At 67.6% G+C, this 11,285-nt stretch carries 11 protein-coding genes; 6 read left to right on the forward strand and 5 right to left on the reverse strand.

The window, feature by feature from the left end; translation table 11 throughout:
- Positions 1-96 precede the first annotated feature (96 nt).
- The 3 genes from NZU74_16870 to NZU74_16880 all read left to right on the forward strand — a co-directional run bounded on the left by NZU74_16870 (position 97) and on the right by NZU74_16880 (position 3,494).
- Positions 97-1,344, forward strand: a complete 1,248-nt coding sequence (locus NZU74_16870; GenBank protein ID MCS6883005.1) for an acyl-CoA dehydrogenase family protein — start codon at positions 97-99, stop codon at positions 1,342-1,344.
- 330 nt (positions 1,345-1,674) lie between these two features.
- Positions 1,675-2,451 carry an electron transfer flavoprotein subunit beta/FixA family protein gene (locus NZU74_16875; GenBank protein MCS6883006.1) on the forward strand — a complete coding sequence of 259 codons (777 nt, stop codon included), beginning with the start codon at positions 1,675-1,677 and terminating at the stop codon, positions 2,449-2,451.
- 68 nt (positions 2,452-2,519) lie between these two features.
- Positions 2,520-3,494 (forward strand): electron transfer flavoprotein subunit alpha/FixB family protein, encoded by a 975-nt coding sequence (locus NZU74_16880; GenBank protein ID MCS6883007.1) that lies wholly within the window; start codon positions 2,520-2,522, stop codon positions 3,492-3,494.
- Positions 3,495-3,753: 259 nt separating this feature from the next.
- Here the strand turns inward: NZU74_16880 and NZU74_16885 are convergent, their stop codons facing one another.
- Together NZU74_16885 and NZU74_16890 are read right to left on the reverse strand one after the other, a co-directional pair.
- Positions 3,754-4,185 (reverse strand): hypothetical protein, encoded by a 432-nt coding sequence (locus NZU74_16885; protein ID MCS6883008.1) that lies wholly within the window; start codon positions 4,183-4,185, stop codon positions 3,754-3,756.
- A gap of 206 nt (positions 4,186-4,391) precedes the next feature.
- Positions 4,392-4,748, reverse strand: coding sequence for a nucleotidyltransferase domain-containing protein (locus NZU74_16890; protein ID MCS6883009.1), 357 nt, complete (start codon positions 4,746-4,748; stop codon positions 4,392-4,394).
- A 179-nt stretch (positions 4,749-4,927) separates the two neighbouring features.
- Here NZU74_16890 and NZU74_16895 point away from each other — a divergent pair, with 179 nt between their 5' ends.
- From NZU74_16895 to NZU74_16905, 3 genes are all read left to right on the forward strand, one after another.
- Positions 4,928-6,352, forward strand: a complete 1,425-nt coding sequence (locus NZU74_16895) for a PQQ-dependent sugar dehydrogenase (GenBank protein MCS6883010.1) — start codon at positions 4,928-4,930, stop codon at positions 6,350-6,352.
- 501 nt (positions 6,353-6,853) lie between these two features.
- Positions 6,854-7,183: a PadR family transcriptional regulator gene (locus NZU74_16900; GenBank protein MCS6883011.1), complete on the forward strand. Its 330-nt coding sequence runs from the start codon at positions 6,854-6,856 to the stop codon at positions 7,181-7,183.
- Entirely contained in the window at positions 7,180-8,838 is a 1,659-nt protein-coding gene (locus NZU74_16905; protein ID MCS6883012.1) for a permease prefix domain 1-containing protein, read from the forward strand. Before NZU74_16900 ends, NZU74_16905 begins: the two co-directional genes overlap by 4 nt.
- Before the next feature lie 31 nt (positions 8,839-8,869).
- Here the strand turns inward: NZU74_16905 and NZU74_16910 are convergent, their stop codons facing one another.
- From NZU74_16910 to NZU74_16920, 3 genes are all read right to left on the reverse strand, one after another.
- On the reverse strand, positions 8,870-9,691 hold the full coding sequence (locus NZU74_16910) for a DUF4058 family protein (protein MCS6883013.1): 822 nt from the start codon (positions 9,689-9,691) through the stop codon (positions 8,870-8,872).
- A 79-nt stretch (positions 9,692-9,770) separates the two neighbouring features.
- Positions 9,771-9,935 carry a hypothetical protein gene (locus tag NZU74_16915; GenBank protein MCS6883014.1) on the reverse strand — a complete coding sequence of 55 codons (165 nt, stop codon included), beginning with the start codon at positions 9,933-9,935 and terminating at the stop codon, positions 9,771-9,773.
- Positions 9,928-10,890 (reverse strand): hypothetical protein, encoded by a 963-nt coding sequence (locus NZU74_16920; protein ID MCS6883015.1) that lies wholly within the window; start codon positions 10,888-10,890, stop codon positions 9,928-9,930. Before NZU74_16920 ends, NZU74_16915 begins: the two co-directional genes overlap by 8 nt.
- Positions 10,891-11,285 lie beyond the last annotated feature (395 nt).

Below are 11,285 nucleotides of genomic sequence, written 5' to 3' on the forward strand. Positions count from 1 at the left end.
GCCGGGAGGGTAAAGCCCTCCCAGGCAAGCTTGTATTGCTCCATCCCCCTGCTATAATGCCATGCACGCCAATCAGGATACGAGGGAGCAGCGTCCATGGACCTCACCGCCGGCTACGAGATGTTTCTGAACGAGGAGCACGCCATGCTGCGGCAAACGGTGCGCCGGTTTGCCGAGCAGGAGGTTGCGCCGTTCATTCGCGTCTGGGATCGATCAGGGGCCGAACAGCACGAGGGCCCCGAAGCACGTCCGCACATTCGCCCGGTGCTGAAGCGGATGGGCGAACTCGGCTTCCTGGGCATCTGCCTGCCCCGACGCTACGGCGGCGCGGGCATGGACTACCTGGCCCTCGCGGTGGTGTGCGAGGAACTCGAACGGGTAGACAGCTTCCTGCGCGTGGTGATGTCGGTGCATACCGGCCTCAACTCGCTAAGCCTCTTCCAGTGGGGCACCGAGGAGCAAAAGCAGCGGTATCTGGTTCCCCAGGCCCGCGGCGAGCAACTCGCCGGCTACTGTCTCACCGAGCCCGATTCGGGCACCGATGCCGCCGCGATGCGCGCCACCGCTCGCCGCGACGGCGATAGCTACATCCTCAACGGCGAAAAGACCTGGATCAGCCTGGCCGACATTGCCGACAACTTCCTGGTGATGGCCAAGACCGATCCGGAGCGGGGCGCGCGGGGCATTTCGGCCTTCATCGTCGAGCGGCGCTGGCCGGGGGTCTCAAGCCAGCCCATCCACGGGAAGCTCGGGGTGCGGGCCGGTAACACCGGCAGCGTCATTTTTCAGGATGTACGGGTGCCGGCGGCCAACCGCCTTGGCGAGGAAGGCGAGGGCTTCAAAATCGCCATGGCCGCCCTCGACAACGGGCGCTACACCGTAGCCGCCGGGGCCACCGGGCTGATCCAGGCCAGCCTGGAGGCCAGCCTGCGCTACGCCCGTGAACGCCACACCTTCGGCAGACCCATCGCCGAACACCAACTGGTCAAGCGCATGCTCAGCCACATGGTGCGCAAGCTCGACACCTCGCGATTACTGGTCTACCGGGCGGGCTGGATGAAAAACCGCGGCCTGCGCAACACCCGCGAAACCACCCTGGCCAAGTGGCATGCTACGGTATCGAGCTTCGAATGCGCCGATGATGCGCTTCAGATCCACGGCGCCTACGGCTATTCCGACGAGTATCCGGTTGAACGCTACCTGCGGAATGCGCGCGGGGCGGTGATCTACGAAGGCACCCGCGAATTGCAGGAACTCTTGCAGGCCGATTTCGCCCTCGGTTACCGCACCAACCCTCCGCTGCGCTGCGAACTTCCGGCATATGACCCTGAGGCATGGGGTTGACAGCCGGGCCGAAAATGCGGATTATACGCGCATGTAGAGGCGTCCCGGACCTTACCGGTTTTGCAAACCCGCGGGGCTGATGCGACATCTTTGGGGCAAACTCCACCCTCCGAGTTTTTCGTTGGTTCTGGCGGATGCGCCGCCAGAACCAACAAAAAAAGGATCCTGTCGGGCGGCGTAGCCGACCCACGGCCCGCCGCCAGAGGCGGACGCAGCCCGGCGCAAACCTGTAAGGTCCGGGACAAGGGACAGAGAACGTGGTACAATCGGTGGCGTTACAGGTGCCGGTAGGGTGTCGCGCGGGCGGCGCCCCGATGAAGGAGCTTGGGCATGCACATCGTCGTGTGTATGAAGCAGGTCCCTCGGGACAACTCGGTCAAGATCAACCCTGACCTGAGCATCAACGCCGACGGGATCGAGAAGATCATCAACCTGTTCGACGAGTACGCGATCGAAGAAGGGATTATCTGGAACGAGAAGCACGGCGGGAAGCTGACCGTTCTCTCCATGGGCACCGACGAGTGGGTTGAGCAGATGCGCCGCGCCCTGGCGATGGGGGCCACCGACTCGCTGCTGCTGAAGGATCCGGCATTTGCTACGCTCGACACCATCGCCGCGGCGAAAGTGGTTGCGGCGGCGATCCGCAAGCTCGGCGACGTGGATCTGATCCTCACCGGCCGGAACAGCACCGACGATGAGAGCGGCGCCTTCGCCCCCGCCCTGGCGCGGGTCCTGGGCTGGCCCCAGCTCACTTATGTGGGAAAGGTGATTGATGTCAATCCCGGCAACAAGACGATCACCGCCGAGCGGCACCTGGAGACGGTGGTGGAGACGGTGACCGCGCCGTTGCCTGCCGTAGTGAGCGTGATCAAGGACATCAACAACCCGCGCTATCCTTCACTGCTGAAGATCAAGAAGGTCGCCAAGGTGGAGCCGCCGGTGTGGACGGCCGCCGATCTGGGCGTCACCGGGATTACCTCGGCGGTGACAATCACGCAGCGCGTGCCGCCGCCGCCGCGTCCAAGCGGGGAGATGATTGACGGCCCCGACGCGGCCGCCAAGGTGAAGAAACTGGTCGATAAGTTGCTGGAGAACCAGATTATCTAGCGCAGGCGTTGCCCCCGCGCCGGTGGCGCTCCCGCTGGCGCTGGCAATGTGTGTCGCAGGAGGAACATATGCCGGGCGTGCTGGTTTATGTAGAGCAGGTGGACGGCGAGATCGCCGCCGTCACGCGGGAGTTGCTGGGCAAGGGCAAGGAACTGGCGGCCGCCCTTGGCGGCCCACTGAGCGCGGTGGTGGTGGGCAGCGGCGTGGGCGCGCTGGCCGAGAAGGCGGCGGTCTACGGAGCCGACACGGTCTATACCGTTGATGATCCGCGCCTCTCCCCCTACACGACCGACGGGCACGTGGCGGCAGCGAAGGTCGCCGTGGCCGCGACGCAGCCCGCCCTGATCCTCGCCGGGGCCAGCTTCCAGATGCGCGACTTCGGCGCGGCCCTGGCTGCCGATCTGGACGCCGGGCTGGTGGTGGACGCCATCGACCTTAAAGCCGAGGGCGGCGCGGTGACTGCGGTGCGCCCCTCCCACGGCGGGAACGTGATCAACACCTATGCCTTCGCCGCTGGCCGCCCGGTGGTGGCCCTGGTCCGCAAGCAGAGCTTCCCCGAGGCCCAGCCCGGCGCCGCTGGCAGCGTGCAGGCCCTGGCCCTCGGTGGGGCGGAGATCCGCACCACTGTCACCAGCGTGGCGCCAAAGACCGGCGCGGTCAACCTCACCGACGCCGCCATCATTGTGACCGGCGGGCGCGGTCTTGGCGATAAGGACAACTACTACCGGCTCATCCCGCCGCTGGCCGAGGCCCTCGGCGGAGCCTATGGCGCCTCGCGCGCCATCGTTGACGCTGGCTGGGTGCCCTACGAGCACCAGGTCGGCCAGACCGGCAAGACGGTCTCGCCCAAGCTCTACGTGGCCTGCGGCGTCTCCGGGGCCATCCAGCACCTGGCGGGCATGCGCACCAGCCGCAATATCGTGGCGATCAACAAGGACCCTGATGCGCCAATCTTCCGCGTTGCCACCTTTGGCCTGGTTGGCGATGTGAACGAGGTGCTGCCCCTGCTCACCCAGGAGCTGAAGGCCCGCCTGAGCCGGTAAGATTGGACGGTGGGGAAACCCGGTTTCCCCCGCACCCCTGCACCCTCGAGGGAGACGGTCTGGGAGGTCAAAGCGCCCCCAGACCGTCTTTTGCCACTCAAACCGAAGGTTCCTCCAGACCTCCCCTACAAGGAGCAGTCTCATTCGGCAATCCGCAATTGTCCCGGTCCAATTCTCAGGTTTCGCTCTCCGCCTCGAGTTCATCCGCGAGGGTCTCCAGCCAGGTCATGAACTGCCGGCAATCGGCTTCAAACTGGCGTCAGACCTCAGGATACCGCCTGATAAGCTGTTCGATCCGCTCGCGATCCAGCTCGCACCCGTAGATGTTCCGCACCACGTAGCGGAACGCCAGATACTCCCGCAGAGCCTCGACTGTTTCTGAGGCAAGCAGCGCCGGGCGATCCTGCCACGCCAGGCCCATCCGTTCCAGCAGCCGCCGATGCCAGTCAAATCCGCTCGGAGGCATGCCGTTCAACTCTGCTACAGTGGTTTGAAAAATGCGCTCGCATCCAGTATAGAAATTGTGGAGCTTGAGGGCCAGGTTCTCGTAGAACAGGCGGGCATGTTCGGGATAAGTCGCAATCTGCGCGTGGACAAAGGCGATATCCTCGGCAAGCCGCTGCAAGTAGTGCAATTCGACGCTAATGTCGGCGGCAACGCCGCGAAGCACCGCGGATGTTCTCTGCCGCATTCTTTGATGTTCTCCTCCGAGAATCTCCACTCAGGCAGGCGCATAGAGAAACCCGGTTTCCCCACCCTCATCCAAACAGAGATGCATGGCGCTTTCGCAGATCCTCAGGTGAGAAACAAAGGTTTCCAGGGGGGCTTCGCTCCCCAGACCCATCCGCAGGAGGATCCGGACAGGCTCGATGTGGATCAAGCATGCCGGTCAGCGCTCTACATATCTTCCCCTGTCTGCAACATACGCTCGCGGAAGTGCGGCGTCAGCGCCTCCAGGGGTTTGAGATCGACGGGAAAGGCGCTGAGCTTGCTTGCTTCGGCGATGGCGCGATAGTAATCTTCCGGGGCCAGACCGGCGACCGCCAGATCGATATCCGAATCGGCGGTGAAGCGGTTCCGCGCCAGCGAGCCAAACAGCACCACGCGACTCGCGCCGAACCGCTGCCGAAGCATCGCGGCAATCGCCTCGGCATCGGCTCGGGCCTGTCGTGCCAGGCGGCGGTCGCGCGCCAGAGCGGCCGTCTCACGTCTCCGCCAGTAGGAAGGATCTTCATGCTCTTTCCCGGTCGTCATGCGTTGATTATACTACGGCGTTTCTCGTGTACGTGTTCCCATAAGACCCTGCACGTACTCACTGTAGAGGGCGCAGAGCTGCAAAGCGGCGAAGAACATCGCCAGAGCCTTGCGCCTCCGCGCCGTTGCGTCAACCGTTCTGCGAAATCCTGGTTGAGTCTCGAAAGGAGCTACGACCTATGTCTCGCCGTCTGATCGCCACCCTCGGCGCGCTGGCCCTGCTGTGCAGCGGCGCCGCGCTGATGATCGCCCAGTCCGGCGCTTTCCGGCAGTTTTTGCCGTTCATCGTCTCCAGCACGCCTGTGCCAACGGCGCCGTCCCCTACCGCAGGCCCCACCGCGACGCCCGGGGCATCGCCCAGCCCACGGCCGACCGCGACGCCCGGAGCATCGCCCAGCCCGGGCCCTACCGCAACACCGGTATCGGGCGCGCCGTTGCCGGTACCGCCCCCCGATGCCGCCAGCGCCCGCCTGCAAACGCCCCCCGGCTTCGCCGTGCGCCTCTTCGCCGCGGGGTTGCAGGGGCCGCGCCTGATGGCCGTTGGTCCTGATGGACAGCTCTATGTCGCCGAGCGGGGCGCCGGGCGCGTCATTCGCCTGCCCGACCGCAACAACGATGGGCTGGCCGATGGGGTGGAAGTGGTGGCGGCCGGGCTGAGCGGTGTGCATAGCCTGGCCTGGCGCGGCGCCGATCTGTACGCCGCTATGAACGACCGGGTAACACGCCTGCGCGACGGCAATGGCGACGGCGACGCCGCCGATCCCGGCGAGCAGACCGTGGTGGTGAGCGGCCTGCCTGGCGACGGCGGCCACACCTCGCGCACCGTGCACATCGGCCCCGACGACCGGCTCTATGTTGCGGTCGGGTCGAAGTGCAACATCCCTGTCGGCGGATGCAGCGAGGGTGATCCGCGGCGGGCGGCGGTGCTGCGCTACAACCTCGACGGCAGCATTCCCGGCGATAATCCCTTCGCGAACGACCCCGACGAACGGCGGCGGGCGGTGTGGGCCGAAGGTCTGCGAAACAGCGTGGATTTCGTCTTTACCTCCGACGGACGCATGTGGGCCACGCACAACGGGAGCGACGGTCTGGGCGACGACCTGCCGCCTGAGGAGATCGTGATTGACGTGCAGCGCGGCCGGCACCACGGCTGGCCCTACTGCTACACGGCCGAACTGGGGGCCGTGCCCGACGGAGCGCGTGAGGTGCGCGACACGCGGGTGCCCCTCGACAGCCAGGTACCGAGTTGCGACGTTGTCGTTCCGGCCCGCTTCACCGACCTGGCGCACTACGCGCCGCTGGGGGCGGCCCTGTACCAGGCTGTCCATTTTCCGGCGGCCTACCGCGGCCACCTCTTCGTCGCCTACCACGGCTCCTGGGACTCGTCGACGCCACGTGATTGCCGGGTCCAGCGGATCATTGTCGAGAACGGACGCCCGGTGCGGGGCGAGGCGTTCCTCACTGGTTTCCGCGACAGCCCGAACCAGCAGTGCGGCGGGGCCTGGGGGCGCCCGGCAGGCGTCACCGTCGGCGCCGCGGGGGATCTGTACGTGTCCGACGATCGCAACGGGAACATCTACCGGATCGTGTATGTGGGCGGATGAGACGGGAACGGTCCGCACGCTTGACATACATCGGATTTCGATGTATCGTTAATCGCGGCGTGGGCTTTCGTAGCGCATCCAGCCGGCTTCGTCACAGTAAGAGCCGAGGAAGATAGTTTTTGGGAGAGCAAAATACGCTCAGTGGTCTGTGAAGTGAGTTTCCTGCACTGCCGCCCCCCTCTCAGCCTCCCCCCGTGGGGAGGAGGCGTCAGGCGCTCTCCCCTGGCGGGTTTAAGGGCGGACAGAACACCCGAGCGAACACCGCCGCTACCGCATTGGGACGGCTCCGAGCACGGCTCTGGCCTCCCCTCTCCCGCGTGCGGGAGAGGGGCAGGGGGTGAGGGTGAAACGGCGCATCCCAACGCCATGAATCACGCTCATGCGTTCTGTCCGCCTCTAAACCCTGGCGGGAGAGGGTATGAGGGTTTAGCAAAAAACCCGGTTCACAGACTACTCAGGTTCGACCACGCGCCGGATGCGCTGTTTCCCCGGTGGTGTCACATGAACCTCAAAGGCAGTCTGCCGCTGCTGGTGCTGCACGTGCTGGCGCATGGCCCCAATCACGGGTACGCGATTGCCGCGACCATCCGCCGTCTTTCCGAGGGCGTCCTCGAGTTTCGCGAGGGCACGCTCTATCCCGCCCTTCACACACTCGAAGCACAGGGACTGATCGAGACCTTCGAGGAGGTCATCGCGGAGGGGCGCCCGCGGCGGATCTACCGGCTGACCGAAGCCGGCGCTCGCGCTCTGGAGCGCGAGCGCGCCGCCTGGCGCCAGTATAGCCGCGCCATTAACGCCGTACTCGACACCTTTCCGCGAGGTAGCCAGTGAACGACGAGGTTGAGCGCTGGCTCGAGGCCGCGCTACGAGACGCGCCTGCCAGTCGCCGCGAGCGTCTGCGGGCCGAGATTACCGACCACCTGGAGGAGGCCACGACCGCGTATCAGGCTCGCGGCCTCGACGAGGGCGCCGCTCGCGCTGCTGCTCTGGCCGACCTGGGCGACCCGCGCCTGACGGCTGCCGCCCTCCGTCGCTCCGCCCCCCGGCTCGCTCCGCCCCTCACAGCCGGCCCACGGCCCGCCTGGGCTGCGGTGCTCGCGCTGGCCCTGGTGTTGCTCGCCGCGCTGGCGCTCCACCGGCCGCTGGCGCTCGGCGCCGGCAGCGACGTGGGCCAGCTTACGGCGGTCGCTCTTATCGTGCAGATCGCCGCCCTGACAGTGGCATTGAGTCTCCCCCTCCTGTTCGACGACCTCGATCTGTCGCCGGGCGTCATGGTGATGCTCGGCGCCCATCTGGCGCTCAACCCGGTGGGATTGCTGCACAATGTCGGGCCCCTGGCGTCGCCCGACCTGCTGCCGCTCGCGGCGCAGCGGGCGGCGCTGGTCGGCGCCGCGGTGGGCATGCTGCATGGCCTGATCGTGGTGGGTCTGCGCCTGCCCGCCGCAGCGGTGACCCTCGTTTGCGGCGGGTGTATCGCCCTCTGGCTGCTGGGGCGTCCGGCAATCAACGACATGGCCCTGAGCTCCGAGGCCCGCAGGGTAATGCTTGCGCCAAGCCTCATGCTGCTCGCCGGCGCCTGGTTGGCGCTATGCCTCTTCGCGCTGGCGGCGGCCCGGGTCTGGCCGTCGTTCGCGCCGCCACCGCGCGCCGCCCCCACCCATCGCGATCGCTTCGCCGATGTATGGCACGGGGCCTGTCTCGGCCTCCCGCTCATCGTAACCCTGGGGTTTGTGCGCCTGAGTTGGGGCAGCGCGCCGAGCCTGCTTGTCCTCGCCCTGATCACCGCGGGCACAGTGGCAGCCGTGCTCTGGACCTACAGCCCCGCCGAGGGGGAGATTCAACGCCGACGGGTCAGGCGGCTGCTGTGGGCGATCCCTATATTCCCCGCGCTGCTGGCGCTGATCCTGCTCTGGCCGGACCAGTACCGGTCCGCGCCGGGTCTCGGCATGTGGCTCCTGATCCTGCTGCTTCCGGCGACACTGGTCGCGCTGGCAGCAGCCGTAATCCTGCGCGGTCTCTGGGCGGGCCGGGGTCGGGCGTGGCTCTGGCCGGCGCGTCCGCCGCGCCGGGCGGCAGGGTGGCGGATCGCCGCTATGGCTCTGGGCGCGGGACTGGCGGCCGCGCTGGGCGCGTGCGCAGGCTTGCAGGGACTGCGCGACAACACCTTCGTCCACGCCACGGCCTTCTACACCCTGCTGCCCCTGGCGGGCCTGGTGATCGGCGGGCAACATCTGTTGCCTACCGGTCTGCGTCCCATTGGCGCGCTGCTCGGCGGCCTGGCGGCGGCGGTCGTGACTCCGATGAGCAGCGACAACCTGGACACGGGACCGGTGGCGCTCCTGCTCGCGGCGCTGTTTGCCGCCCTCTGGCGGCTCGCCCTGCCCCCGCCGCGCCCTGTCGCCGCCAGCGAAACCGGCGCGCCGGAAGGCGGGACGCTCCCGGCCGGAGCCGATAAACTGCACCGCCGGCTCGAAATGGTGCGTTGAAGAGAGATCTACAAATGCCAGCGACGTGCCGCTACTGCCCAGCTCCCGCATCGCCGCCGGCACGCCCCTCGCGCCAGGCGGCGATGCGCGCCGCGGCCCAGGCCGCGTCGGCGGGGGGCAGCGGCGGGGGCGGCGGGGGACGCTGGTAGTCAACGCGCAGCGCGTAGGCGCCGAGTTCGTAGACGCGGGCCAGGGCCGCCCCCAGGTCGATCGCCGCATCAGGGTCGGGGGCCTGCAGGGGCACGGGCACACGGGGCAGCGGATCGCCCAGGTTGATCGGCCAGATCTCCACCTGTGGGCGCAGGGCCGCCCGGCTGAGGAAGATGAAATAGGGCGCTGGCGGCAATTCGGTGTCGATCGGCCAGCGCACGCCGCGCCGCAGCAGATCGATCTCGAGCAGATGCACCGGTGAGCGCAGCAGGTCGCGCCGTTTGCGCTGGTAAGCCTCGAAACTCTCGGTGCCGGCGCGCTTGTTGGCCGGCGAGAGGAGCTCGATCACCGTCACCAGCGTCTCATCGCCAACGCGACGCACCTCAATGCGCTGGGTCTTCGCCGGAACCTCCGGCTCGGCCAGGGTGGTCACCCCGATAAGCGGCGCCACGATGGGTGACGACGTCTCCCGTGACGGCGCGACCGGCTCACGCAACTGCACCGCCACGTCCGGCTTGACCGCGCTCACTTCGCCGATGGCGATATCCTCGTAGGTGACATAGGGGGCAAGCACGGCCACGTAACGCGGGATCAGTTGGGGCTGGAGTTGGGCGCGCAGCTCGGTGGCCAGATTGGCGTGGACATCTTCCCAGAGTTCGGGCGCCTCGAGATACGGGTCCATCCCCGGAAATGGTGAGGGCATAACCCACCTGCCTGCTCATGCTGTGGGATGATTGTAGCACGAAGTGGAGCATATTATTTTGGATTGTGGATTGCTGTCTCTATTGCTCCCGCCGACGCTCATCGAGCCGGCGAGCGACATCAGTGTCGGATGGCGCTGGTTGAGCCGTGGCAAGCAATCCGCGCGCCCGGCTCAACGTCGGTGGGCGCGTTGTCAACTCAGGACCAGCGGGCGCCAGGGTCTTGAGCACGTCGTCCCTACCCACCTGCCGCCAGCCAGGCAGCCACGCGCGCGGCCAGGTCCGGCGGCAGGTCGTGGCCGATGCCGGGGAGCATCTCGACCGTCACCGGCACGCCTCGGGCGGCCAGCCAGGCCGCCTGCGGTCCGGCGCGCTCCGCAACGAGTTGATCGCGTTCGCCGACCAGCCACAGCACCCGCGGGGCCGCGGCCCGCAGCGCCGACGCATCGAGCGTGGCCAGCGTCTCATCGCGCAGCGCCCCGGCGACGCCGACCATGTAGGAAGCGGGGATGGCTCCGGTGAGGGCCAGGGTCAGCGCCGCCCGCGCGCCATTAGAGAAGCCGCCCAGCAGGAGCCGGGCGGGGTCCGCGGCGCCCTCGGCCACCAGTTCGCCCAGGTGGAGAGCGACATCGGCCCGGGCACGGGCATCGTCGGACCAGTGGCCGCCGGCCATGCCGGCGAGTTGCAAGGACTGCGGCGCCGCCACCAGCCAGCCCTGCGCCGCCAGGGGCTCCCAGGCCGGCAGCGTCTCCTCAGCCGTTCCATCGTAGCCGTGCAGGACCAGCGCCAGCGGCGCGGGGCGAGTCGCCGGAGCGGCGACGAGGCGGCGGGGCTGGCAATGCACCTCGGCCGCCGCGCGGCGGCGCGCGCACTCGTCCAGCACCGCCTCCAGGGCCGGATCGCCCTGAAGGGCCTGAAGATCGGGGTCGAAGCGCAGGCGCTGCTCCGCCCACCACAGCCCCTGCCGCAGCCCCTCCTCTAGCGCCCCCAGGGCCTCCTCGCGACGCCCGAGCAGCGTCAGAAAACAGGCGCGCCAGAAGATCACCGTGGCGGCTTCAGCCGGCTCGGCGGGACGGATCGGAGCCAGCAGGGCCAGCGCCTCGGACCAGGCGCCCTGCTTGTAGAGGGCGAAGACCTGCGCACGCAGGTCGGTGATGGGTAAGGGTGCCGGTTGGCCCGGTGTCTGGCGTTCATCTGGCATGGCGTGATTTCCCCCTTTGGACCAGTGATCCGTAAAATTCGACAGGCTCTCGCAGGCCGCCCGCGCAATGTTTTCGGATTGTTAACCGCAGAGGAGCAGAGGACACGGAGAGCCGCAGAGTCTATTCACACATCTATCCATTCTAACCGACCTGGCCACGCGTGCCGGGCGTCCACGCGCCGACGAGACGCCCGCCGGCAGGGAAGGTTGATGGTGTTCACATCGTGCCCGGCCCGGGGGCGACGGCGGCCCGCCCGCGCCCGGCCCGGAACGCGGCTGCGGCCTGGATCGCCGCGCAGACCGGCCTCTTTCGCGTGTATTCGCCCTCCTACAGCCTGCCGCTCGATGACGGCCTGCAGCACGTGGACGGCGTCAACCCGCTGCACCTCGCCGCT

It is taken from the genome of Chloroflexaceae bacterium (assembly GCA_025057155.1).
Classification (GTDB): Bacteria; Chloroflexota; Chloroflexia; order Chloroflexales; family Chloroflexaceae; genus JACAEO01.

Coding starts and splice junctions, on each gene's coding strand:
- NZU74_16870 (MCS6883005.1), top strand. CDS start 97: ATGGACCTCACCGCCGGCTACGAGATGTTTCTGAACGAGGAGCACGCC.
- NZU74_16875 (MCS6883006.1), top strand. CDS start 1,675: ATGCACATCGTCGTGTGTATGAAGCAGGTCCCTCGGGACAACTCGGTC.
- NZU74_16880 (MCS6883007.1), top strand. CDS start 2,520: ATGCCGGGCGTGCTGGTTTATGTAGAGCAGGTGGACGGCGAGATCGCC.
- NZU74_16885 (MCS6883008.1), bottom strand. CDS start 4,185: ATGCGGCAGAGAACATCCGCGGTGCTTCGCGGCGTTGCCGCCGACATT.
- NZU74_16890 (MCS6883009.1), bottom strand. CDS start 4,748: ATGACGACCGGGAAAGAGCATGAAGATCCTTCCTACTGGCGGAGACGT.
- NZU74_16895 (MCS6883010.1), top strand. CDS start 4,928: ATGTCTCGCCGTCTGATCGCCACCCTCGGCGCGCTGGCCCTGCTGTGC.
- NZU74_16900 (MCS6883011.1), top strand. CDS start 6,854: ATGAACCTCAAAGGCAGTCTGCCGCTGCTGGTGCTGCACGTGCTGGCG.
- NZU74_16910 (MCS6883013.1), bottom strand. CDS start 9,691: ATGCCCTCACCATTTCCGGGGATGGACCCGTATCTCGAGGCGCCCGAA.
- NZU74_16920 (MCS6883015.1), bottom strand. CDS start 10,890: ATGCCAGATGAACGCCAGACACCGGGCCAACCGGCACCCTTACCCATC.